Here is a 24,525-nt window from a genome sequence, read left to right as displayed (position 1 = left end):
AAGCATGTAAGCTATAAATCTCCATTTCGATGTTGTATAAGTAATACTTGTAGTACCGTCCTGAAGTTTTTAAAGTACCATCTCATTTTTTGCTACACCCGCTCTTATGAGCATATTTTTTATTTTATATCAGGATATTACAATGTCTAACATCGTATCAGGTACAGTTAAGTGGTTCAACGAGTCTAAAGGTTTTGGTTTCATCGAGCAAGAAAATGGCCCAGACGTTTTCGCACATTTCTCAGCAATCAAAAGCGAAGGTTTCAAAACTTTAGCTGAAGGCCAACGTGTAGAGTTCACTCTTTCACAAGGTCAAAAAGGTCCACAAGCTGATAACATCACAGCTGTATAATTTTACTTTTTAAGTAAAATGAAAAAAAGCGCTTAAGGCGCTTTTTTTGTGTCTAAAATTTGACTCAACCTAAGCTGCACCTATTATTAATGTAAGTTCATCAGTAGGTATCGTTATCATTAAATCCTTCCTTATACTTGTTTTTATATTTATCAGTCATTACGCACAGGCTGAAGATTTCAAGCTCACGGTCTACACTGAGCACTTTTCGCCATACAATTTTGAAAACAAAGCGGGTCAACTTATTGGCATAAACCTCGATATTGTAAAAGATGTATGCATTGCGTCAGACATTACCTGTGAATTTAAAATACTTCCTTGGAAACGTGCTTACAGCTTAGTCCAAAAAGAAAAGCATTCAGGTATTATCTCTATCGCTAAAACATCTCAAAGAACGCCTATTTTTAATTGGGTAGGGCCTTTGGCATCCAGTGAAACATTTTTTTATAAACTTAAAAAAAATACTCAGTTAAAAATGAATAGCTTAAATGAAGCTAAGCAGTTTTCACTTGCTATCGTAAGAGGGGATATTTACGAATCCATAATTAAAAAAGTAGGGTTTGAAGCAGGTAAAAACCTTTTGTCCATAGGTGATGAAAAGCAATATATGCACTTGTTTTTAAATAGTAAAATAGATTTGATTTTAGGCTCTGAATACACCATTGGTTATCAACTTTCGCCTTTTGGGTATAGTGAAGACGATGTCGTTAGGCTGCAGGAATTACCATTACCTGAGATAGCAGGTAACTACATCGCGTTTAATAAATCAGTACCCAATTACATTGTAGAGCGTTTTAATAGGGAGTTTGAAAAGCTTAAAAAGAAGGATAACTTTTCGGCTTATAAAAAACGTTATAAGCGCTAATGTTAGTGCCTGTAAGGCAGCCCTTTCTTTTGCTTTATTTTTAAAAATGCAGCTTGCAGTGCTTCTATTAAATGCATATCTGTTTTTTTATTTGCAGCTAAATAAGCATCAATTGTTAGCTCATCTATTTTATAAATAAACTTTAAGTGTGCTGGTTTGAGCTTTAGATAATCACTCATCTGCTGCATGAACAAAGGATCATCTACAATTAAATCTACTTTTTTAGCTAGTAGTAAAGAGTATGACTTTTGAATATCAGAGGTTAAAACAACTTCAAACCCCAGTTTTGCGAGGGTTTGTGTTGAAAAGTCATTGCGCTGCATAGCAATTTTGTACACTTTGGCTTGTTCAGTAGTGTTTATAATAAGATCATCTCGCTCTGATAGGCCAATAAAGCCTAGTTCAAAACGTCCTACAGGTCCTATCCAATAAAATTTGTCTTCTCGCTCTACAGTGCGTGCAAGGCTGTATATAAAGGTATTTTTAAGCTCATCAGCAATTTTATAAGCACGTGCCCAAGGGTACATTTGAATGTTAGGTGTTAGATCAGCCTCAGCAAATATATCTCTAATAAATTGAGTGCCTTCACCTGCTACCTCACCATCAATCAACACCTGGTTTGGCGGTGCTAACTCTGTAACAACAAGGATGGGTTCTTTTGCTTGAACATACACAGAACAAATTAAAAAAAGAGAATAAAGAATATATTTCACAATAGCGGATCGTTAGTCGGTTAGCTTAAGTAATATAAGTGTGGATGAAAATACGAAAAACACAAAAAATATTTATGTGACTTTGTTACTAAGATATTGGTTTATTTGAGTTATGTATAACCATAAATAAGGTTAAATAGCTTGAAGGTTGGAAGTGTATAAATCTGGAAGGCCTAAAACGATAAAAGGGCCTTGCGGCCCTTGGTGAAGTATCGTTCAAGTCAGATAGAGCTTTAACCCCTTAAAGCGCTATCCTCTTGTTTTGCAACACCGGTGTTCATCTCAATAAGTTTCTAAGCTAGCGAGAGGAAAAACCCAGCAATTGCTGCGCTCATAAGGTTAGCCATAGATCCTGCTAACACTGCTCTGAGCCCTAAGCGTGCGATATCCTTCCGCCGACTAGGCGCCATACCGCCTAACCCACCTAGTAAAATGGCTATCGATGATAGGTTAGCAAAGCCACATAGAGCAAAAGTAACAATTGCTTGTGTGTGTGCGCTTAACGTATCACGATAATTTATAAAGTCTAAGTAAGCAACAAACTCGTTCACTACTATCTTTTGACCAATAAAGCTGCCGGCTATAATTGCCTCATCCCATGGCACACCTAGTAACCATGCAACAGGAGCAAATACATAACCTAATATTTCTTGAAGCGTTAATGTTGGGTAATCAAACCACCCACCAATACCGCCTAATAAACCGTTTAGTAGTGCAATTAGCGCTACAAAAGCAAGTAACATTGCACCTACATTAAGTGCTAAATGCATACCATTTGCTGCACCTGATGCAGCTGCATCAATTACATTTACAGGCTTATCTTCGTCATCTAAATCTAAATCAGCTAAGTTATCTTTAGGCGTTTCAGTTTCTGGCACAATCATCTTGGCCATTAAAAAACCACCTGGAGCAGCCATAAAGCTCGCTGCTATTAAATACTTAAGATCTACGCCGATAATAACGTAACCGGCCATTACAGAGCCTGCCACAGTGGCTAAGCCACCTACCATCACTGCAAACAATTCCGATTTAGTCATTGTTGCTATAAATGGCTTAACTATCAGCGGTGCTTCAGTTTGACCAACAAAAATATTTGCCGTTGCTGAAAGCGATTCTGTGCGAGAGGTTTTCAATAATTTTTGTAAACCGCCGCCTAAAATCCTAATTATCCAATCCATAATGCCAAGGTGATATAACACAGCAACAAGTGCTGAGAAAAACACGATAACAGGCAAAACTTGAATCGCAAAAATAAAACCTAATGTGTCTTGTGAGGCAAGTGGGCCAAACAAAAAACCAATACCGTCGTTTGCATAACCAATAACCGACGATACGGCTGCTGACATGCTCGTTAACACATTTTTTCCTGCTTCAAAAAACAGGACAAAACCGCCGATAACTACTTGCATCGCAAATGCTATACCAACGGTTCTTAAATTAATTGCCTTGCGATTAGTTGATGCCGCAAAGGCAATGCTTAGTAGCACACACATGCCCACTAAGCTCATAAATGTTGTCATACAAATGTTTCCCGTTGTTATTCTTGTAGTAAATATTTTATCTTACTTTTTATTATATCAATCGCAACGCGGTTCATACCGCCTCGAGTCACAACTAAATCTGCGTTATGCTTAGAAGGCTCAATAAATTGATAAAACATCGGTCTAACAGTTGCTTGATACTGCTCAACAACAGATTGTAATGTTCTGCCTCGTTGCTCCATATCACGTTGCATACGACGCATTAAGCAAATATCTAAAGGCGTATCTATAAACACCTTAATATCAAATTCTTTATTAAGCGCTTTGTCACTCAATAATAAAATACCTTCAACAATGAGTATTTTAGCAGCAGGCACTCGGCGAGTTTTCTCGCTACGTGTATGCTGTGCATAATCATACGTTGGTACTTCAACTGAATTTCCACTACGAAGCTGTGTTAAATGCTCAAGCATTAACGCATGTTCAAATGCATCGGGATGGTCGTAATTCGTTTGCGTACGATGCGCCATCGGTAAATGCGACTGATCCTTGTAGTAAGCATCTTCTTCAATAATGGCGATAGCGCCTGGTTCAAGCTCATTAACCAATTCATTGTATATAGTTTGGCTAAAAAGAGATTTGCCCGACGCAGACGCGCCTGCAATAGCTATAATAGTAGTTCGTGTCACTAAAGTTCTCACCCACACAGAAGGATATATTGTTGGTAGATCACAATAGCAAAAAAGACACGATTAATCTCTTTTGCTTCGCTTAAGAATGCAAATTTATAATGTTTAGGTTTTATGAAACAGGACTTTTGTCCTGTACGGAAAAATCGATCAGCGGATAAAGTAACCACCTAGAATCAAAGTGAGGTCAAAATGGCAAGAGCAATTATCTTAATGGCAGATAGCCTAGGAATCGGTGCAGCACCAGATGCAGATAAATTCGGCGATCTTGGGGCTAATACATTCGCTCACTTACTAAAAGCATATTACGACGAAACAGGCGCTGCATTATCGCTTCCTAACCTATCAAAACTTGGGTTAGTGGATGCATGTGAAGCTGCCGGTGGAGAACCGTGTTTAATTTCAGACCGCCAAGCTTCTCAAGGAGCATGGGGTTACGCTAAAGAATTATCTAGCGGAAAAGACACGCCATCAGGTCATTGGGAAATGGCAGGAGTACCTGTGTTATTTGATTGGGGATATTTCCCAAAAACACAGCCAAGTTTCCCACAAGAATTTATAGACGAGTTTATAGCTCGTACTGGTATTCCTGGCATTTTAGGCAACTGCCATGCATCGGGAACAACCATTTTAGAGCAGCTAGGTGAAGAGCACGTAAAAACAGGTAAACCAATCTGTTACACCTCAGCTGATAGCGTGTTTCAAATAGCCGCGCATGAAGAGTCATTCGGCCTAGAGAAGCTTTATCAAGTTTGCGAAATCGCACGGGCGCTACTTGATGAAATGAATATAGGACGAGTGATTGCGCGGCCATTTTTGGGTTCAAATAGCCAAGACTTTGCTCGAACGGGTAATCGTCGCGACTATTCAGTGCTTCCGCCAGCACCAACATTGCTAGATGTGTTAGCAAAAGACGGCGGCGAAGTAATTAGTATTGGTAAAATTTCAGATATTTACGCGCATCAGGGCATAACCCAAAAGCATAAAGCACCTGGGCTTATGAACTTGCTAGAAAAAACCAGCGAAGTAATGAAAAGCGCACCAGAACACAGCTTAATCTTTACTAACCTAGTTGATTTTGATGAAAAATTTGGTCATCGCCGTAACCCAGTAGGTTATGCAAAAGCATTAAAAGAATTTGATGACTATTTACCAACTATACTAAAACAGTTAAACGCAGATGATATATTAATGATCACTGCAGATCACGGTTGTGACCCAACCTTTCCAGGTTCTGAGCACACTCGCGAATACGTACCGGTTATTGCATATAAACCAGGTATGAGTAACACACCTCTAGGTGAACGCAACAGCTTTGCAGATATCGGTCAAACACTGGCACAGTGGTTTAACTTATCTGCGCTTGATTACGGCGACAGCTTTTTAAATGAGCTAACAACGCCAAATAAAAAGGAAAACAATTAATGAGTACTCCGCATATCAGTGCAAACGTTGGTGATTTCGCCGAAACAGTATTAATGCCAGGCGATCCGCTACGTGCGCAATATATTGCTGAAAACTTTTTAGATGATGCAGTACAAGTTACAGGTGTTCGTAACATGTACGGTTTCACTGGTACTTACAAAGGTAAGCCAGTAAGCATCATGGGTTCAGGCATGGGCATTCCATCAATGTCTATTTATGCACGTGAGCTAATTGTAAGCTTTGGCGTTAAAAATATTATACGTATTGGTACGTGTGGCGGTATTGGCACAGATATCAAAATCCGTGACGTAATTTTTGCACAAGGTGCAAGCACAGATTCAAACGTAAACCGTGCACGTGTTCGTGGCTACGATTTTGCTGCTATTGCTAACTTTGACTTACTTTTAAACGGTGTAAACGCCGCTAAAGAGCTAGGAATAGAAGCAAAAGTAGGTAACGTATTTACAACCGACACTTTCTACCAAGCAGACGACTCGTTCTATAAAGACTTAGACAAGTTAGGCATGCTAGCAGTAGATATGGAAACAGCCGGTTTATATGGCGTTGCAGCTGAATACGGCGCAAACGCAATGGCATTATTTACAGTAAGTGACCACGTAATCACCGGTGAAGCAACACCTGCTGATGAGCGTCAAAGCACGTTTAACGAAATGGTTAAAATTGCATTAGAGTCAATAGCTTAAATAATATATAACAGTTCCTTGGTAACGTATTCACTAAGTTTTGGAGACACGCCCAAAGTGAAGTGAGACTAACCTCCAAAGCCGCATTTTATGCGGCTTTTTTTATGCCTGAAGAAATGGGTAGCATTTAATTCAACCATTTAAAAACTTCGTTTTTAAATGCCTGCAAGCAGCGCGTCTACAGGTAAATTAAACTGCTGAGTGTAAGTTTCTCAGGTAGGCACTAAGCTTGCTCGCGCGAGAAGCACTTAAGCTAACTACTCTAAAAGCGCAGCGTCTCTAAACCTCTTTGTGAAGTAATCACTTTTGATCTTAGCTCTACGCTAGAGCTGAGTTTGTAGAGCGCAGTTAAGCTTCTGATTACACAACAAACTTTACCTTTAAAAACATAAAAAAGGGCCAAAGCCCTTTTTTATGGTGTTGCGCCTAATCATACAGGCGAAATTCTGAGTGCTTAAACAACTTCACCAGCCACTATCGTATTAAAGCTGTCGTTGTCATGCAGGCTTGCAAATGCGCTCTCGTGTAATAATTCATTACGTAAGTTTGGAGAGTATTCAAGTGCCATTTTAATATCGGCTAATGCATCGGCATGCTTATGTGTTAGTGCATAAGCACAGGCTCGTTGCCAATAGGCATAACCATAGTCACTATCTATATCAATAGCTTGGTTACACAGCTCAATGGCTTGTGCTGTTTCATTAATTTCTAGTAGTGCATCGGCTTTATAAGCAATGGCTTCCACATCTTCTGGTTTGCGATTGAGTATTTCATCAAAAATTTCAATTTTATTTGCAAAATCACTTTCTAGGTTTGCGCGCATCCACAACGAATGAACTTCGTTAGTCACCGATATGCGTTCTTGGTTGCTGAGTATTTCTTCTGAGCGGACGCGTAGTTTTTCTTCAAGAATTTTTAATCGGTCTTCATACTCGTCTGTAATTACACTCACACGCGTATTTACAATATCTTCTACTTTGTTTTTAACATCGCGCAACGAGTTCCAACCCACTAAAACTAAAATCGACGCCGTAGCGGTAATTATAAAAAACACATTATTAATGGTATCTGTAGTGTACGTTAATGCGCGATCGGCAGTATCAAGCTGCGCATGAGTAACCTGCTTAGTTACATCTTCACGAAGCTTTTGCTGATCTTGCCTAACTGCTTTTAGCTCATCTAATATGTAACGTTCCATTAGCGGCTTATACATAGGCTCTTTGAGTTGTTGAAGAGCTTGTTGCTCTTGTTGTGCTGTAGGTGAAGCTGGTTGCTTTTCAGCAGAGTTCACTATGCCCGAAAACAAAGTTAAACAAACAAAAAGTACAGATAGGTAATAACGCATTGGTACGCCTAATTAAATTAATTACTGTAATAACTTTAACATGCAGGGCTTAATGGCACTAGGGCGTGTTGTTCTTTGTGGATTAAAATTGACCTAATTTAGATAGGAGCAATAGTTGTGAGAATTTTTTAGCCTAGTGAGCTTAGCAATAATAGGGTAAAACGTGAGCATATTACCCATGCTCAGGTAATTTGAGTAAAAATAGGCAAAAAAAACCAGCTCAAGGTGAGCTGGCAAAAACTGCTTAAAACAACAATATGTCGTAGGGATTCACAGGAGAACAACTTCATACTAACTGAATATTTATGAACAAATACTTAATTCAATTCAACTAGTTAAAAATATAAGAATACTCAAAGTATTCGGTTTATAAAGTAAAGGTGCATTGGGCTTAAGTAATGCACCTTTATCATTATAACTATCTAACTACAATTTCATGGTGAAGGGGGGTATTCCAATGTGCGCTTTAGTAAACTAAAGCCACTTTCAAACCCTTCACATACTATTACGCCGAAATTTTTCAATTCGATCACAGGTCTAGTAAAAAGATTAAGGTTAATTCACCGATTTTATATTTTATTTTGCGTAATGCTTTATATGAGCGCCATCTGACTTTTCACTATTATTTTAAACGCCACTTTAAGCTTATTGTTAAATACATCATTAACGTAAGGGCAATCAAAAATATAAATTGGAGCAATCGTTTTAAATAGTATGTTGAGGCTGGCGTAGCATAATTTATACGCCTATATTAAGGATACTTAAGCACTTAGGTAGGCACGCTGAGTAAAAAGTAAGCCTATTAAATAAATATAACCGTTACTTTTTAAAAAGTTATAAACACATAAGCAATAATACTGATTGATTAAGTATTTTACCTTTCTATTATAAGGATTTCACAATGAGCAAGCCAACAGCGGGTAAATGCCCTGTTATGCACGGTAGTAATTCAGTTGTTTCTAAAGTAAACACCGATTGGTGGCCTAACACACTCAACTTAGACATTCTTCATCAACACGATACTAAATCAAATCCATACGGCACTAATTTTAACTACGCAGAAGCATTTAAATCTCTAGATTTAGACGAAGTAAAAGCCGACTTAAAAACCTTTATGACCGACAGCCAAGATTGGTGGCCTGCCGATTGGGGCCATTACGGTGGTTTAATGATTCGTATGGCATGGCACTCAGCGGGTACGTACCGTTTATCTGATGGTCGTGGTGGCGCAAGTACCGGTAACCAACGTTTCTCGCCTTTAAATTCATGGCCAGATAACGCAAGCTTAGATAAAGCACGCAGACTTTTATGGCCACTTAAGAAAAAATACGGTAACAAACTCTCATGGGCCGATTTATTTATTCTTGCTGGTAATATGGCATACGAATCAATGGGTCTTAAAATTTATGGTTTTGCGGGCGGCCGTGAAGACATTTGGCATCCAGAAAAAGATATTTACTGGGGTGCAGAAAAAGAATGGTTAGCACCAAGTGATGAACGCTACGACAATGTAGAAAAACCAGACACCATGGAAAACCCATTAGCCGCAGTACAAATGGGCCTAATTTACGTTAACCCTGAAGGTGTTAATGGTATACCCGATCCACAAAAAACGGCAGATCACGTACGTGAAACATTTGCTCGCATGGCAATGGATGACGAAGAAACCGCAGCGCTAACAGTGGGCGGCCATACAGTAGGTAAAACTCACGGTAATGGTAAAGCAGAGCACTTAGGTCCAGAGCCAGAAGCAGCAGACGTACACGAGCAAGGTTTAGGTTGGAACAGCACCAAAGAAGGCGGCTTTGGTCGTCATACTGTAACTTCTGGCCTTGAAGGTGCATGGACCACACACCCAACTACATGGGATAACGGATACTGCCACTTACTTTTAAATTACGAATGGGAACTTACTAAAAGCCCAGCTGGCGCTCATCAGTGGGAGCCTGTAAATATTAAAGAAGAAGACAAACCAGTAGACGTAGAAGATTCATCAATTCATTTAAACCCAATGATGACCGATGCCGATATGGCCATGAAAGTGGACCCTGCGTACCGTAAAATTATTGAGCGTTTTTATAACGACTTTGAATACTTCTCTGATGTATTTGCACGCGCATGGTTTAAGCTAACTCACCGCGATTTAGGTCCTAAAGCATGTTACTTAGGTAAAGATGTACCAAGCGAAGACCTAATTTGGCAAGATCCTATTCCAGCAGTTGATTACACATTATCAGACGATGAAATCACAAGCTTAAAAGCACAGCTACTTGATTGCGGTGTAAGCGCGAGTGATTTAATAAATACAGCGTGGGATAGTGCGCGTACGTATCGTGGTTCTGATAAACGCGGTGGCGCAAATGGCGCACGTATTCGTCTAGCACCACAAAAAGATTGGCAAGGTAACGAACCTGCGCGTTTAGCAAGTGTACTTAGTGCCCTTGAAAAAGTACAAGCGGGTTTATCTAAGCCAGTAAGTATGGCTGATTTAATCGTATTAGGTGGCACAGCGGCTGTAGAGCAAGCTGCAAAACAAGCCGGTGTTAATGTAACAGTACCATTTGCACCAGGACGAGGGGACGCAACAGACGAAATGACTGATGCAGAATCGTTCGATCCGCTTGAGCCTGTTCATGATGGATTTAGAAACTACCTTAAAAATGACTTTAGCGTATCCTCAGAAGAGCTATTGTTAGAGCGCAGCCAATTAATGGGCTTAACAGCACCAGAAATGACTGCACTTATGGGCGGCATGCGTGTACTAGGCACAAACTACGCAGGCACTAAGCATGGTGTATTTACTGATAATGTAGGCACGCTATCTACCGACTTTTTTGTAAACCTAACCGACATGGCTAACAACTGGAAGCCACTAGAGCCAGGTATATATAATATTGTTGAGCGCAAAACAGGCACCATTAAATGGACTGCCACACGCGTAGATTTAGTGTTTGGTTCAAACTCTATTTTACGTGCCCTCAGTGAGTTTTATGCACAAGACGATAATAAAGAACGTTTTGTACATGACTTTGTAAATGCATGGGTAAAAGTAATGAACGCAGACAGGTTCGATCTTAAATAATCTGTACGCTAAATAAAAACGGGGGAGTATTGAATACTCCCCCGTTTTTTATGCGTTTTAATTTCACGGCTAGATAAGCCCGTTTTTTTTAAAGCAATAAAACTTATAAAAGTGCAAAAAGCTTTTGTAGTTGTGGCATATATTCGCTCACAAGTTCAAGGTTGTTTTCGCTTACTAAAGATTCTGTAGACTCCTCAGCTGCGCTTGATGATTTACCAAACGAACTCATTAATGAGCTTGCGCCTTTATCTTTAGCACTTTTCATACTTTGAAAACCGCCCATTACTTTATTAGCAGTTTCTTGATTATCAGCAGAAAGGCCCGACTTAAGATTTTCGATATAAGCCATTGATACTTCAGAACCTACAGTTACTAGCTGCTCTGGCGTAAAACCGTAACGGTTTGTAACACTCGCAAAGCTTTTGTATAGGTCTTGTTCTTTAATCATGCTTAATGCACTGTTAGCTAAAGAGCTTTGTTCGCCAACACTTTGATCTGCAGAACCACCTAGCATACTTGCTAAATCTAAGTCTTTTAACGACTCTTGGCTGCTTGCCCAGCTAGTCACAGCTGGCAGTGCTTTCATATAGCTTTGAAGTTGACCTTCGTTAATATCCTCTGCAAGGCTTGAGAAACTCATCGCTAATAAGCTAAGTGATACAAGTATTTTTTTCATTGAGCATTTCCTAGTATTAAAGTAGTGCCAATTAGAAACTAATAAGCAACACTTGCCAATACAAAATAAAATATTGGCTGATTTATAGTACAATTTATGAGAATTTATTTAAGTTCTAAGAATTTAGTCGATTCACCACAAGCTAATGTACTGATGATATAATGTATTTTTGACAAATAGAGCTGAACACAATGTTAACAATTTCAAATACTGTCACTATCGATGAATGGGAACTAGAGCTCACAGCTATTCGTTCGCAAGGTGCCGGTGGTCAAAATGTTAATAAAGTAGCAAGTGCAATTCATTTACGTTTTGACATTAACCGCTCTAAACTACCTGACTTCTACAAAGAACGCTTACTTGCATTAAATGATACAAGAATTACCAAAGACGGCGTCTTAATCATTAAAGCGCAAAGCCACCGCACCCAAGAGCTAAATCGAGAAGATGCCCTTAAGCGTTTAAAGGATTTAATTCTTAGTGCTACGGTAGTTAATAAAGCGCGTCGAGCCACCAAGCCCAGCCGTAATTCACAGCGAAAGCGCATGGACAAAAAAACCAAACATGGGCAAAACAAAGCGCTACGCGGCAGCATAAAGTTTTAGCTTTAAATGGTATTAATAAAGTAGAGAAGGGGCTTGATGTTTACATGCAGGCACTATTTTTACACCGTGTTGCTTGTATAAAAATATAAGTGAGGGCTAGCCTCACTTATAATAACTATTAATATTTACTTAGCCATTTCTAAATCAGATTCTGCATCTGCCAACATTGCAAACTCTTCATCAGCGCTTTTAGCAACTAAGTGTTTTGAGCTGTAGCCAAAGTAATATACGGCGCCCACAATAAACAGCATCATAGTGTATAAAAATGCACGAGGGTCGAACGCATACACACCGGTTAATGCTATAAGCGAAAGCACTAAAGCAATACTTGAAGTTACTACACCACCAGGGGTTTTATACGGGCGAGGTAAATCAGGTTGTTTAACGCGTAGCAAAATATGGCTCAGCGCCATCAATGCATACGATACAGTTGCACCTACTACAGCCATTGCAAGTATTAAATCACCCTCGCCACTGAGTGATACTAAAAAACCAAATACGGCAGGTACAATCAACGCACGTGCTGGCACTTTGCGATTAGTTGTAATCGACAACGAACGCGATAAATATCCGGCTCTAGATAAAGCAAACACTAAGCGACTATAACCATAAATAATAGAGAAAAACGAAGCAACTAAACCCGCAAGCCCTAATATATTTACTACAGTTGCTAAGCCCTCACTACCCGATGCATTTAATGCATCAACCAAAGGTACAGCACTTGCGCCCATTGCAGCAGCACCGCCAGCACCAGGCACTAAAACAACAACTAAAAAAGCAGTAAATAACAAAAAGATCATTGCACCAATAATGCCTTTTGGCACATCTTTAGCGGGATCTTTTGCCTCTTCCGCAGCAAGCGGTACACCTTCTACCGCTAAAAATAACCACATGGCAAACGGTAATGCAGCCCAAACCCCGTACCAACCTAAAGGTAAAAACTCACTGGCTCCCACTGCATCAGTTACGGGGACGTCAAATAAGCGTGATGCATCAAAATTTGTAATTAAAACAAAAGCCGTTGCAATAATAGCTAATATTGCTAAACCACTTATTACCATCATTACTTTAAGTGCTTCTCCTACGCCTGCTAAATGAATTCCCACAAATAGTAAGTAAAATAATGCATATACCCATGGTCCATTAAATCCTGTGAGGGCTTCAACTGCAGAGCCTATAAAAATAACAATAGCAGCGGGTGCTAAGGCGTATTCAATTAATACCGCAAGCCCGGTTAAATAGCCTCCCGCAGGCCCCATAGCTTGGCGCGCAAAACTATAACCACCGCCTGCTGCAGGTATTGCAGCTGACATTTCAGCAAGCGACAATACCAGCGCTAAATACATAACTGCCATTAACACTGCAGCAATGGCAAAGCCACCCCAACCCGCTTCGGCAATACCAAAGTTCCAACCTGCAAAGTCACCCGATATTACATACGACACACCCAAACCTGCGAGTAATAACCACCCCGCAGTACCTCGTTTTAACTGTCTTTTAGCAAGGTACTCTGTATTATTAGTAGACATAACCATTCTCCGTTGATGTTTAGTTTTTATTGTTTTATTTCATGTGTTTTTAATTAAAATTACTCAGCAATTAAAAAGTTAGTGGTTGAAACCTGATGCTCAATTACATCGTCTTGTGTACGGTCTTTTAAATTAACCCCAGTTAGTTTTAGTTTTTTAGCTTCACGTAATAAGTACAGCGCACGCCTAGCCGCTTCTGTATAAGGTAGGCCTGCTGGGCGAATATTCGATATGCAATTACGACATGCATCGTTAAGTCCTGTTTTAGGCTCCCATGTTAAATACAAGCCAAGGCTATCTGGCGAACTAAGTCCTGGGCGCTCTCCTATTAACACCATAACTACCTGCGCATTTAGCAACTCACCTATATCGTCGCCAATTGCTACTCGACCTTGTTCAACCAAAGTAATGGGGGCAATTTTAAATTGCTTGTCTGTTGTAAGGTGCGCTAATAGCTCTGTTATAAATGGGCATGCATTTTTTTGTACCGCTAACGAGGAGAGTCCATCAACCACTACAATCGCTAAATCGTATTTAGCCTGTGTAGTGTGCTTTTGTTTATTCATATAGCTGAGAAGTATTTGCCTACCATTTTCATCAAGCTTGCGGCCTAAATCGGGTCGCTGAAGGTAAGTAACCCTGTCAACGGCTTGGCTGTGTAAATGCAGGGGAGGGGCAACCTCTTTTAGAGCGCTAATACTGCCTAGTTGCTCAGCCATTTTGTTAATATCAAGCGGAAAACTCACCGCATCGCGCGCTTGTGCATGAGATAGCTGAAAAGCCAGCATTTCTGAGGTTGGCAAACTTATACCCGCACGCCCAAGCCCAATACGGGCGTCGGTAAAACGGCGTAAATCACTCCAAGGGTTATGCACTACATTACCGTTATTTTTATGCTCGTTTACTGAGTCATCTAAAGGAGTGCTCTGTTTTGAACGTGATTTCATGAGCCACCTCCAGTAATTGCACCCAGAGGTTTAGCAAAAGCAGGAGGCAAGGTATCTGAAAGTGTAATATCGGAAGTGCTTTGCATTATTTTCATTTTGCTTAGCCATGCTTCAAACTCGGGGGCAGGTCTAGAGCCAAGTACACGGCGAATATATAATGCATCATGAAACGACGTAGTTTGGTAATTAAGCATTATATCGTCAGAGCCAGGTATTCCCATTACAAACGAGCAACCAGCAACACCTAATAGCGTAAGCAAGTTATCCATATCGTTTTGATCAGCCTCTGCATGATTGGTGTAACACACATCGCATCCCATCGGTATGCCTAGTAACTTAGCGCAAAAGTGATCCTCAAGTCCTGCTCGGGTAATTTCTTTACCATCAAACAAATATTCAGGGCCAATAAACCCCACCACGGTATTTACCAGTAACGGGTTAAACTTACGAGCAACGGCATAAGCGCGAGCTTCACACGTTTGCTGATCAAGCTCATGATGCGCATTTGCTGAAAGCGAACTGCCTTGCCCAGTTTCAAAATACATTACATTATTGCCAACAGTGCCACGCTTTAAACTCAAAGCGGCATCTTGCGCTTCAGCCAAGGTATTTAAATTAAAACCAAAACTTGAATTAGTAGCCTCTGTGCCACCAATCGACTGAAATACCAAATCAACCGGTGCGCCAGCTTCTATACATTCAATGGTGTTAGTAACATGGGTGAGTACGCAGCTTTGGGTCGGTATGGCGTACTTTTGAATAACATCATCCATTAACGTCATTAACTTAATGGCTTGGGCAACGTTATCGGTTGCAGGGTTTATACCTATTACTGCATCGCCATTACCGTATAGCAAACCATCAAGCATGCATGCAGCAATACCATTAATATCGTCAGTTGGGTGATTTGGTTGTAAACGTGTAGATAAATGCCCGGGGAGGCCAATAGTATTTCTAAAAGCACTCGTAACATGGCACTTTTTAGCAATTAATATAAGATCTTGATTGCGCATTATTTTGCTAACTGCAGCAGCCATTTCCGGCGTAATACCTTGCCTTATACTTGCAAGTACAGCAGGTGTTGCAAAGTCACTTAAAAGCCAATTACGAAAATCGCCTACGGTTAAATGTGCAATAGCCATAAAGGCATTCGCATCGTGCTCGTCAATAATTAAGCGTGTAATTTCGTCATCTTCGTAGGGAATAAGTACCTCATTTAAAAATGTTTTAAGAGGTACATCGGCCAATGTCATTTGTGCCACAGCACGTTCTTGTGCTGATTGTGCAATTACGCCCGCTAAGCGATCACCCGAACGCTGCGGTGTAGCTTTAGCCATTAACTGGGCTAAGTTCTTAAATTTATAAGTGTGTGTACCTAAAGTGTAACTGTACGCTTGCCCCATGATTTACTCCACATAACTAATATGATCAACCTTGGTATAGGTTTTGCTGCATCTTTAGCTATAAATCAATATTGAATAGTTACAAGACAGCTTATTTTGTACCAAGTAACTATCGAATTTCGGCAAAAGATTATTTATTAATCCAATTCAATTGGTTACACACGCAAAGCGGTGTTAACTTAAGCATAATGAAAGTGTAACGAAAAAGAGCATCCCCGATATGGCGCAGCAAAGTAGCTTTAACGCACCACTAAAGAGCAAGGTGCAAACACACGATATAGACGAGCAAGCGCATAGCCTTACTCAATGGCAGCAAAAATACGATCAAATGAGCGACGGCAGCTTTTATGGTTGTATTGAAGAAACGGATTACGCCAATATTCATGTGTTTAAAGAATACACTGAGCGAGCGCTTCGTCAGCAATGTAACATAGCCCCTAATTCGGTTTGGCTTGGCATTCCTTGTCAGTCACAGCAAAGTAAAATTAATGGTTTAAGTGTGGCAAGTAATCAATATATGTGCCGTACAAGTGATAACGACTTTGAGCTGATAACCTCTGAGCAATTTAATATTTACGGTTTGGTAATCGATTGGAACTCAATTGAATATATGGCGCAGCTCCAAGGCGTAACATTGAAAAACCTCGTATCTGCACAATCAGCTCGTTTATCAGTGAGCAACTCATCTTTGCAAACGGCAAGACAAATAATTAATAGCATGGTTGTAGGCAAGGGCTTCGGACTTAGAACCGAATCACAGCAAGATATGCTAAACATGTTGGCACTACACTTATTACAAGCAGACAATCCGCAGCAAAATATTGCGCCAAGTTATAAACACCGAAAAGCCGTAGTAGATAAAGTAAAAGATTACGTGGCCACAAATCCACAAAACCCAATAACAATAACCGAGCTGTGCGAGCTTTCCTTTGTAAGTAGGCGCACACTTCAGTATAGCTTTGAGAGTATTTTAGGAATTAACCCTTTGCGGTTTTTACGTTTAACACGCTTAAATAATGTAAGGCGAGAGCTAAAAAAACCAAACCAAGATAAGCCTATTTCAGTAATAGCAGCCAATTGGGGATTTTGGCACGCGGGACAATTTGCTAAAGATTACACGCAACTATTTGGTGAAAACCCATCACAAACAGTTAAAAATAATAGTTTTAAAGGTTAAAAATGACACTTCTAACTTGAGTATAAGCACCTGTAGACGTGCAGCTTGCTGGCGTTTAAAAGCACCGCTTTTGCATTTAGTCGGATGCATTAGTAAACAAGTAACTTAACCACCACCGAGAAGTGAAGGAGAAAACAAGGAGCAGTGACTAACATTACTCGTGTTTTCTTTGTGTAACGCACAGCGCCTCGATGGTGAAATATCATATAGCTTAAAAAAATGGACTTTGTCTGCTCATTTACTCCTCTTTTTCTTCTCTTTGTGCATTCATATTTTAAGGGCTGTTATTCACAAAGAGGTTTAGAGGCGCTGCGTTTTTAGAGGATTGCTTGGGAGTGAAAATAATAAAGAACTAAAAGTAAAAGCGAGGTATAAAACCTCGCTTACTATATTCAAAAGCCCTATTTGATCGGTGCTAATTAAGCCGCGATTAAATAGGACTCTTGTCCTGAATGTTTGTTGCTACGTTTAAACGAGCCTTTGCCTTTTTTAGCTTTAACCACTTGTGGTTTAAATAATTTAGAGGTGACCATCGCCGCTAGTGCATTGTGGTTTATAACGCCTCGCCCTGTGTCTACCGCGCTGGTGTTTGCGGTTTTTGCTTTAGATTTTTTAGTCATATATTTCCTATAAACTAATGGTTATTTTAAGTTAAATAATAAAGAGGCTTTTATATTAGCCTATTTAAGAGATGGCGATTGTAGGCTTAATTTTCAACCGCGCAAGTATTTTTAACATCCATTTGGTAGTTTTTTAATAATAAAAAAGCATAAAAAAGCGCAGTTAATAACTGCGCTTAATATTACTTTAGTTTACTTTATAAATTAAAAGCTAAAGCTTACTTTTGCGTAATACGTTCTGCCGTCAAAGCCGTATGGCAATGCGCGTACAGGGTATTTAAATGCGCCGTTGGTGATAAAATTAAGTACTTCGTCGTCGCCTAATTCATCTGGTGTTTCGTCAAATACGTTATCGGCACCTACCGAAAGCGCAAACATGTCATTAATTTGGTAACTAACATTTAAATCAACTAACACAGCAGACTCAACCGTACTTGTTGGTTTAAATGACCCCGTAGGCGAAAGCTCACCAGGTAATGAAATATGGTCGTTACCAAAGTATTTTACATCTGTTTCGCCAAAGTAGTTAAAGCGAATGGTTGATGTGTAGGCATCGCGTTCGTAGTCAAACGTAAGCGTTGCACGTTCGCTCGGTTGTCCGTCGGTAAAAAAGCTACGTTGTAAATCGTCAAAAGCAACCGCTTCAGGAATACCGTCTTCTGCGTTTACGCTGTCTATTTTAGTATCGTTTAGGTTACCTGCAAAGGTTACTCCTAAATTACCGCCTTCAACTTCAGTGCGGTACGATGCAATAATATCAACACCTTGCGTAGTAGAATCAACCGAGTTTGAGAAGTAGTTAGCTTGCACTGCACCAGTTGCTTGTAGCGCTGCAACCGCTTCAGAGCTAAACGATACGTCGTCAGCGGTAAGTAAGCTGCCAAGTGTAATACGGTCTTCAATTTCAACACGGTAAAAATCAACCGTTAACGAAAGCTCGCTTGTTACATCGTAAACAAAACCTGCGCTGTAGTTTGTTGATGTTTCAAGCTCTAAGCTATCTACGCCTAACGCACTTGGGAAGGCTGTACCGGTGTTTGCAGTGAACGACTGCGTTAACGTGCCGTCTGAGCCTAAGTTAGTTGTAAACGCTGTATAACCACTTTGTTGAAGTGATGGTGCTCTAAAACCAGTAGATACTGCACCACGTACAGCAAAGTCATCTGAAAATTCATAACGTGTTGCTAATTTACCAATTAAATCATCCCCAGCATCTGAGAAATCTTCATAACGTAGCGCACCACTTACGTTCCATGCGTCGGTGATCATAGTTTCTACGTCTACATAAACTGCGTAGCTGTTACGGTCGCTGTCGTTAGCCGCTTCAGGGCGAAGGCCGTTATAAGCCTGAAAACCACACTGTGCAAATTGATCCGGATCGTTTACTGATGGGTACGAAGTATCCATATTTGCTAACCCACACGCGTATGATGCTTCATCGCCAGGCACTATTTCGTAGTTTTCTTTACGGTATTCGGCGCCTACTGTTACATATAAAGGCTCACTACGGCCAATATCTAAAATACCGTTTACATCAAGGTTAATCGTTGTTTGATCGAATCTAAAACCACCTGAGTAACCGCCAGTAGGCCCTGAGTTTGCTGCAATGTCGGCATCGCTTGCATCTGGGTTATTAAATAAATACTCAGCCGCGTAAGAAGCATTTAATGTATTGCGTGATGTAAAATCGTATTGGTTTTCACCATAAACAGCAGATACATCGTAAGTCCAATCTGTGTTTATATCGCCTTTAAACCCAAGCGCGACTGAAATATCTTGTGCTTCGTTATATATGCGCGGTAAAAAACCATCACTATATACTTGAGTTACGTTTTTAGAGGCTTCGTTAAAGTTACGGTAAAAACCATTACCCAGCGCCGTGCGCTCTGAGTAGCCACCAAACGAGTAAAGCTCGCCGTCGCCCATTGGTAATGCCATGTTGTAAAATAACGACGTAAATTCACTTTCTGAGTTACCTTGGCCCCAGCGTACATCTTCACTTAGCGTACCTGGTTCAACATTAAGCGAACCCCCCGTATCGCGCTCTGCGCGGTTAGTGCCATCGGCATCACGGTACTCAAGCGATAGGTTAATAAAGCCGCCTTCGTTACCTAATTCAAAACCACGGTTTAAACCTGCTGAAATAGTGTCGCCGTCACCTTCACTTGTGCCGCCGTATTGTACAAAACCCGTTGTAATACCGGTTGAGTTATTAAGAGATAAGTTAATTACGCCTGCAATAGCATCAGAGCCATATTGCGCTGCTGCGCCATCGCGTAATACTTCAACGCCTTTAAGGGCCGTTAGCGGAATGGCATTCATATCGGTACCCGCAGCGCCTGCGCCTACTGTACCGTTAAGGCCAAAAATTGATTGGTTATGACGACGTTTACCATTTACTAATACAAGGGTTTGATCTGGTTGTAAGCCACGAAGTGTTGCGGGTCTAAATAAATCTGAACCGTCTGATACTTGTGTACGCGAAAAGTTAAATGAAGGCGCTGTCGCTTGAAGGCTTTGGCCTAATTCGGTAAAACCACCTTTAGTTAAATCATCTGCGTCAATTAAATCAATAGGAGAAGAAGACTCTGTAGAGGTGCGGTTAGATACACGCGATCCTAATACAGATATTTGCTCTATGTTTTTAGCAGCTTGCACTGGTGCTTCTTCAGCGTTAACAATGCTTGGTGCGCTAAACGCGAAAGCAACGGCTACAGCAAGTGTGTTTAAACGGTATATTGACATAGTGGCGACCCTGTTTTTTTGTATTCTTAATAATATGTGTGTGGTTATGATGCTCATAACCTGTTGCAAACATCCTAGCAACATATGCAAACAAAAAGAAATGAAAAAAACTAAATATTTGGTCTAAGTATGCAAATAAACTTCAAGATAAGAAAAAACCACATCAAATTGGTTAAAATACGTGCTAAGAAGGGATTGAACATCAAAAAATAGAGTATTTAACACTTTATTTACAATGTGGTTTTGTTCGTTATTTTACACTTTTAAAGGTAATAGGCAGCGAATGGTCGTACCTGTGCCTAATGTACTGTTAACTTCTATTTTTCCATCGTGATCGCTCACCATAGCGTATACAAGTGTCATACCCATACCGGTGCCTTTTCCGACTTCTTTTGTTGTGTAAAAAGGGTCAAACATATGCGCTATTGTGTCTTCACTCATTCCACAGCCATTATCTTTTACCTCAATACAGATATTTGTGTCTAGTTCAAAAATATTGACTTCAATAATGCAGCCTTTTTCTAAATCAAGCTCGCATGCTTGCCAAGCATTCATTAATAGATTTACAAAAATTTGATTAATTGACGATAAATTGCACCAAATAAGTGGTAGTGGTTCAAACCGCGTTTTTATCTCGCATAGTTTGAGTTTGTTACTTAATAATCTTAAAGCATTATTAGCACCCGTTGTTACATCGGTTAGTTGCTTATCTTGCGAGGAGGATGGGTGGGCAAAGTTTAATAAGTCATGCACAATTTGTTTTATTCGTTTGAGTCCTTCAACGCTGTCGTTAACTTGTCCCTGCAAATTGTTATAAAGCCACGCATACGGATACTGTAAATTGAGTATGTCTATTTCGTGTTTAAAACGGCTCTCTTTAATTTCATTGTTTAAGTATTGCTCGTTAAGTTTTAGCAACGTGATAAGCAAAGGGGTAGAATTTTGTAAGCTTTCTATATTACTCATTGCATAGGCAAGCGGGGTATTTATTTCGTGGGCTACGCCTGCACAAAGCGTTCCTAAGGTTGCCATTTTTTCGGTTTGCACAAACAGCATTTGCTGGTGTTCTAAATCGGCTACTTTTTTTTGTAGTTCATTATTTATGGCAACTAAAACGGTGCTTTTATCTTTGAGTAATTGTTCTGCTGCCAAGCGCAGCTTTTGTTCGTTTAAAAAAGCACGTTCAAAATTACCATCTGATCCATTCATTCCTTTCATCCATATAGATAACTTTATACTTAACGTTTAGTCGTCTGTATGCAAATTTGCAACTTTAGTGCAGCCAAGTCCTAATTTTATGCATGAGTAATTATCCACTTATTGCTAATAACTCCATTATATAAATACCACTTAATATAAAAGGTAGTCACAAACACACCATAGAATATTTTTTTAAGCTATTATTTAACCAGAAGTAATTTAAAGGCGACTCAATGACTCAAGTAACACCAAGCACACCAATAAATCAGGTTGATGTACTTTGCATTGATGATGATGAAATAGTACTACGTACGTTAACACGACTACTTGAAGTAAATGGCTTAACGGTTATTGTTTGCGATAATCCGCAAAACGCATTAACACTTTTTAAAAATCATGAGTTTGGTTTAATTATTAGCGATATGCGTATGCCGGTAATGAACGGTGCCGAGTTTTTAGAAAAAGCGCGTGCGCTGGCACCCGACACCCAACGCATTTTATTAACCGGTTACGCCGACATACAAACCACCTTAGCGGCTGTTAATCAGGGCCAAATAAATGGTTATATTCAAAAGCCTTGGCAAAACGATTTATTACTTCGTAGCATTAGAGATAGCCTAGAAAAATTTGCACTAAAAAAACAAAATCAAAAATTAGAGGCACAAGTTAAAGCGCAAAACCAAGAGTTGCTAGAGCTTAATAATTCGCTTGAACAACGGGTAGAAAAACGCACCTTACAAATCAAACAGGTTTTAAAAAAGCTTGAAGACGCCAACGAGCGCGAAAAACAAGAGCATAAATCGACCGTAGAGCTGCTATATAATTTCGTTAACGCAAACCCTTACCTAGATGGCAACAAAGCACAAAATATTGCTAATACCTGCACACAAATAGCACTTTACTTAAACTTGTCGCAAAAAAGCATTGATCTTGCCCCTATGGCTGGTTACTTGGCGCAAATAGGCTTGCTTGCTATGGATCCTGATCTTTATAAAAAACCAGTTAACCGCTTAAACGAGCAACAACGCAAAACCTTTTATACTCACCCAAGTACTGCACAATTAATGTTAATGCCAGCAATACATTTACATGACTTGTCGGATGCTATTTATTATCAGTTTGAGCGCTTTAACGGAAACGGAATGCCCAAAGGCCTTGCCGGAAACGACATACCAATAGGCGCTATGGTGCTAGGTTTAGCGCGCGACTATTGGGACGCGTTTGAGCAGAGCAATGCAAGTGATGAAAAGCAGCGCCACGATGATGCACTCGAAAGTGTAAAACTTTATAGTGGATCGTTTTATCATCCTAAAATTGTACGTGCACTTGAAGCAAGCCATGCAAAACTACACGAACAAAAAAGTTCAGCAGGATCAGTGCTAATTTGTAACGCCCATGAACTCAAAGATCAAATGGTACTAGGCCATGCTCTACACAGCCATACGGGCATAATGTTGCTGCCCAAAGGTCATGTATTTGGCAGTAAATCGATAGAAAAACTCCAACAGCTAGAATCGAAAAAACCAACTCCGTTCAGAATAATGGTGAAAACTGCTAAATGATTGATCTAAACCGCAGTTTTTTTCGTTACAATGTGCATAAAATAGATTATTGAATTTGCTTGAAGGAGCACTCTGTGTCGCGATTTTCTGCGGTTACTGACAACCCCCATGATGGGCGTTTTAACCAAAAAACGGGAATACTGCTAACTAACCTAGGCAGCCCTGATGCACCAACAGCGGCTGCGCTTCGTACATATTTACGCGAATTTTTATCAGATCCACGCATTGTAGAAATACCACGCTTGGTATGGATGATAATTTTACATGGCATTATTTTACGCGTACGCCCTAAACGTTCGGCTAAATTATACGAGAGTATATGGACCGAAAACGGCTCACCACTGACCCACATTACTCGCCAGCAAAGTGTAAAGTTAAATACCTTATTAAAAGAGCAAGGTTATACCAATACTGAAGTCGTAATGGCAATGCGTTATGGCAACCCTTCAATAGAGGCAGGCCTTGAAGAGCTTCGTAATAAAGGCTTAACGCGTATAATTATTTTACCAATGTACCCGCAATATTCTAGCCCAACTACGGGTTCTACGTTTGATGCTGTATCGAGCGTACTGCGTAAATGGCGCTGGGTGCCAGAACTACATTTTATAAATGGCTATCATAAAAACACCCGTTATATTGAGTCGCTTGCTAATAGTATTAGTGAGGATTTAGAAGCGAATGGTATGCCACAAAAAATTGTTTTTTCGTATCACGGTATGCCTAAATTGTTTTTAGATCGCGGCGATCCGTACCATTGCCTATGTTTACAAACCACGCGTTTAGTTGTCGAAAAACTAGGCCTTGATAAAGACAAAGTAATTAGTACTTTTCAAAGTCGATTTGGTAAAGCAGAGTGGTTAAAGCCTTATACCGACGCAACTCTTGCAGCCTTACCTGATGAAGGTATTACCGATGTAGCTATTATAAGTCCTGCTTTTAGCGCCGACTGCCTAGAAACACTTGAAGAGCTAGAAGGTGAAAACCGTGAAATATTCGAAAACGCAGGCGGCGAAAAATACCGTTACATAGCGGCACTAAACGACAGAGACGACCATATAGAAGCTGTGTTTGATGTTATAAAACCTATGTTGTAACCCAAGCTTACTAAAGCTAAATATATTACGCATTAAGCGGTGTTAAAATTAACACCGCTTTTTTGTTTTTAATGCTTTTAAAATATTTAGTTAATTAATTCACAAAGAGGTTAAGAGGCGATGTGCTTTTAGAGTAGTGATAAAACATAAAAATACTGGTTTTGGCTTTTTCATTTACTTCTCTTTTACTTCTCATTGTGCAAATAAAAGCTTTTAAAGGGCTAATTATTCACAAAGAGGTTAAGAGGCGATGTGCTTTTAGAGTAGTGATAAAACATAAAAATACTGGTTTTGGCTTTTCTCATTTACTT

General features: G+C 39.9%; 20 protein-coding genes. 9 read left to right on the top strand and 11 right to left on the bottom strand.

Annotated elements, in window-relative coordinates; translation table 11 throughout:
• Positions 1-142: 142 nt before the first annotated feature.
• Both H5087_RS16300 and H5087_RS16295 read left to right on the top strand, forming a co-directional pair.
• Positions 143-352 (top strand): cold-shock protein, encoded by a 210-nt coding sequence (locus tag H5087_RS16300; protein WP_002959120.1) that lies wholly within the window; start codon positions 143-145, stop codon positions 350-352.
• 82 nt (positions 353-434) lie between these two features.
• Positions 435-1,217 carry a transporter substrate-binding domain-containing protein gene (locus H5087_RS16295; protein WP_310736072.1) on the top strand — a complete coding sequence of 261 codons (783 nt, stop codon included), beginning with the start codon at positions 435-437 and terminating at the stop codon, positions 1,215-1,217.
• 2 nt (positions 1,218-1,219) lie between these two features.
• Here the strand turns inward: H5087_RS16295 and H5087_RS16290 are convergent, their stop codons facing one another.
• The 3 genes from H5087_RS16290 to udk form a co-directional block, all read right to left on the bottom strand.
• Entirely contained in the window at positions 1,220-1,930 is a 711-nt protein-coding gene (locus tag H5087_RS16290) for an ABC transporter substrate-binding protein (protein ID WP_182672722.1), read from the bottom strand.
• Between the two features lie 293 nt (positions 1,931-2,223).
• Positions 2,224-3,450: a NupC/NupG family nucleoside CNT transporter gene (locus H5087_RS16285; RefSeq protein WP_039488805.1), complete on the bottom strand. Its 1,227-nt coding sequence runs from the start codon at positions 3,448-3,450 to the stop codon at positions 2,224-2,226.
• Between the two features lie 17 nt (positions 3,451-3,467).
• The gene (gene udk, locus H5087_RS16280) at positions 3,468-4,100 is read right to left on the bottom strand and encodes a uridine kinase (RefSeq protein WP_024596281.1); all 633 of its coding nucleotides are present in this window, start codon (positions 4,098-4,100) and stop codon (positions 3,468-3,470) included.
• 192 nt (positions 4,101-4,292) lie between these two features.
• On the opposite strand from udk, the gene H5087_RS16275 reads away from it, so the two are divergent.
• Entirely contained in the window at positions 4,293-5,525 is a 1,233-nt protein-coding gene (locus H5087_RS16275) for a phosphopentomutase (protein WP_149592761.1), read from the top strand.
• Complete coding sequence (gene deoD / locus H5087_RS16270) at positions 5,525-6,229, top strand: purine-nucleoside phosphorylase (RefSeq protein WP_024596283.1); 705 nt, start codon at positions 5,525-5,527, stop codon at positions 6,227-6,229. The genes H5087_RS16275 and deoD overlap by 1 nt, the downstream gene beginning before the upstream one ends.
• Positions 6,230-6,683: 454 nt before the next feature.
• Here the strand turns inward: deoD and H5087_RS16265 are convergent, their stop codons facing one another.
• Positions 6,684-7,574, bottom strand: coding sequence for a TPR end-of-group domain-containing protein (locus H5087_RS16265; protein ID WP_002959108.1), 891 nt, complete (start codon positions 7,572-7,574; stop codon positions 6,684-6,686).
• Positions 7,575-8,475: 901 nt separating this feature from the next.
• On the opposite strand from H5087_RS16265, the gene katG reads away from it, so the two are divergent.
• Positions 8,476-10,656, top strand: a complete 2,181-nt coding sequence (gene katG, locus H5087_RS16260) for a catalase/peroxidase HPI (RefSeq protein ID WP_182672721.1) — start codon at positions 8,476-8,478, stop codon at positions 10,654-10,656.
• Between the two features lie 103 nt (positions 10,657-10,759).
• On the opposite strand, the gene H5087_RS16255 is transcribed toward katG, so the two are convergent.
• Positions 10,760-11,332, bottom strand: coding sequence for a short-chain dehydrogenase (locus tag H5087_RS16255; RefSeq protein WP_182672720.1), 573 nt, complete (start codon positions 11,330-11,332; stop codon positions 10,760-10,762).
• 191 nt (positions 11,333-11,523) lie between these two features.
• On the opposite strand from H5087_RS16255, the gene arfB reads away from it, so the two are divergent.
• Complete coding sequence (gene arfB / locus H5087_RS16250; protein WP_002959105.1) at positions 11,524-11,937, top strand: alternative ribosome rescue aminoacyl-tRNA hydrolase ArfB; 414 nt, start codon at positions 11,524-11,526, stop codon at positions 11,935-11,937.
• Positions 11,938-12,062: 125 nt separating this feature from the next.
• Here the strand turns inward: arfB and eat are convergent, their stop codons facing one another.
• The 3 genes from eat to H5087_RS16235 are packed head-to-tail and all read right to left on the bottom strand — an operon-like array spanning position 12,063 to position 15,816.
• On the bottom strand, positions 12,063-13,466 hold the full coding sequence (eat, locus tag H5087_RS16245; protein WP_182672719.1) for an ethanolamine permease: 1,404 nt from the start codon (positions 13,464-13,466) through the stop codon (positions 12,063-12,065).
• 59 nt (positions 13,467-13,525) lie between these two features.
• Entirely contained in the window at positions 13,526-14,413 is an 888-nt protein-coding gene (gene eutC / locus H5087_RS16240) for an ethanolamine ammonia-lyase subunit EutC (protein ID WP_182672718.1), read from the bottom strand.
• On the bottom strand, positions 14,410-15,816 hold the full coding sequence (locus H5087_RS16235) for an ethanolamine ammonia-lyase subunit EutB (RefSeq protein ID WP_182672717.1): 1,407 nt from the start codon (positions 15,814-15,816) through the stop codon (positions 14,410-14,412). The genes eutC and H5087_RS16235 overlap by 4 nt, the downstream gene beginning before the upstream one ends.
• A 220-nt stretch (positions 15,817-16,036) precedes the next feature.
• On the opposite strand from H5087_RS16235, the gene H5087_RS16230 reads away from it, so the two are divergent.
• The gene (locus tag H5087_RS16230) at positions 16,037-16,993 is read left to right on the top strand and encodes a helix-turn-helix domain-containing protein (RefSeq protein ID WP_024605588.1); all 957 of its coding nucleotides are present in this window, start codon (positions 16,037-16,039) and stop codon (positions 16,991-16,993) included.
• A gap of 419 nt (positions 16,994-17,412) precedes the next feature.
• Here the strand turns inward: H5087_RS16230 and arfA are convergent, their stop codons facing one another.
• From arfA to H5087_RS16215, 3 genes are all read right to left on the bottom strand, one after another.
• Complete coding sequence (arfA, locus tag H5087_RS16225; RefSeq protein ID WP_007583517.1) at positions 17,413-17,613, bottom strand: ribosome alternative rescue factor ArfA; 201 nt, start codon at positions 17,611-17,613, stop codon at positions 17,413-17,415.
• 204 nt (positions 17,614-17,817) lie between these two features.
• A complete protein-coding gene (locus tag H5087_RS16220; RefSeq protein ID WP_182672716.1) occupies positions 17,818-20,358 on the bottom strand; it encodes a TonB-dependent siderophore receptor in 2,541 nt (846 codons plus the stop codon).
• 255 nt (positions 20,359-20,613) lie between these two features.
• Positions 20,614-21,567: a sensor histidine kinase gene (locus H5087_RS16215; RefSeq protein ID WP_182672715.1), complete on the bottom strand. Its 954-nt coding sequence runs from the start codon at positions 21,565-21,567 to the stop codon at positions 20,614-20,616.
• A gap of 224 nt (positions 21,568-21,791) precedes the next feature.
• On the opposite strand from H5087_RS16215, the gene H5087_RS16210 reads away from it, so the two are divergent.
• Together H5087_RS16210 and hemH are read left to right on the top strand one after the other, a co-directional pair.
• On the top strand, positions 21,792-23,120 hold the full coding sequence (locus H5087_RS16210) for an HD domain-containing phosphohydrolase (protein ID WP_024597460.1): 1,329 nt from the start codon (positions 21,792-21,794) through the stop codon (positions 23,118-23,120).
• Between the two features lie 74 nt (positions 23,121-23,194).
• Positions 23,195-24,214, top strand: coding sequence for a ferrochelatase (hemH, locus tag H5087_RS16205; protein ID WP_182672714.1), 1,020 nt, complete (start codon positions 23,195-23,197; stop codon positions 24,212-24,214).
• Positions 24,215-24,525: the final 311 nt, after the last annotated feature.

Origin of the sequence: Pseudoalteromonas sp. SR43-7 (assembly GCF_014163785.1) — a bacterium.
In the GTDB taxonomy this organism is placed as follows: domain Bacteria; phylum Pseudomonadota; class Gammaproteobacteria; order Enterobacterales; family Alteromonadaceae; genus Pseudoalteromonas; species Pseudoalteromonas distincta.
This window is presented reverse-complemented; position numbering and strand designations above follow the sequence as displayed.

Coding starts and splice junctions, on each gene's coding strand:
- H5087_RS16300 (WP_002959120.1), top strand. CDS start 143: ATGTCTAACATCGTATCAGGTACAGTTAAGTGGTTCAACGAGTCTAAA.
- H5087_RS16285 (WP_039488805.1), bottom strand. CDS start 3,450: ATGACAACATTTATGAGCTTAGTGGGCATGTGTGTGCTACTAAGCATT.
- H5087_RS16275 (WP_149592761.1), top strand. CDS start 4,293: ATGGCAAGAGCAATTATCTTAATGGCAGATAGCCTAGGAATCGGTGCA.
- deoD (WP_024596283.1), top strand. CDS start 5,525: ATGAGTACTCCGCATATCAGTGCAAACGTTGGTGATTTCGCCGAAACA.
- H5087_RS16265 (WP_002959108.1), bottom strand. CDS start 7,574: ATGCGTTATTACCTATCTGTACTTTTTGTTTGTTTAACTTTGTTTTCG.
- katG (WP_182672721.1), top strand. CDS start 8,476: ATGAGCAAGCCAACAGCGGGTAAATGCCCTGTTATGCACGGTAGTAAT.
- H5087_RS16255 (WP_182672720.1), bottom strand. CDS start 11,332: ATGAAAAAAATACTTGTATCACTTAGCTTATTAGCGATGAGTTTCTCA.
- arfB (WP_002959105.1), top strand. CDS start 11,524: ATGTTAACAATTTCAAATACTGTCACTATCGATGAATGGGAACTAGAG.
- eat (WP_182672719.1), bottom strand. CDS start 13,466: ATGTCTACTAATAATACAGAGTACCTTGCTAAAAGACAGTTAAAACGA.
- eutC (WP_182672718.1), bottom strand. CDS start 14,413: ATGAAATCACGTTCAAAACAGAGCACTCCTTTAGATGACTCAGTAAAC.
- H5087_RS16235 (WP_182672717.1), bottom strand. CDS start 15,816: ATGGGGCAAGCGTACAGTTACACTTTAGGTACACACACTTATAAATTT.
- H5087_RS16230 (WP_024605588.1), top strand. CDS start 16,037: ATGGCGCAGCAAAGTAGCTTTAACGCACCACTAAAGAGCAAGGTGCAA.
- arfA (WP_007583517.1), bottom strand. CDS start 17,613: ATGACTAAAAAATCTAAAGCAAAAACCGCAAACACCAGCGCGGTAGAC.
- H5087_RS16220 (WP_182672716.1), bottom strand. CDS start 20,358: ATGTCAATATACCGTTTAAACACACTTGCTGTAGCCGTTGCTTTCGCG.
- H5087_RS16215 (WP_182672715.1), bottom strand. CDS start 21,567: ATGAATGGATCAGATGGTAATTTTGAACGTGCTTTTTTAAACGAACAA.
- H5087_RS16210 (WP_024597460.1), top strand. CDS start 21,792: ATGACTCAAGTAACACCAAGCACACCAATAAATCAGGTTGATGTACTT.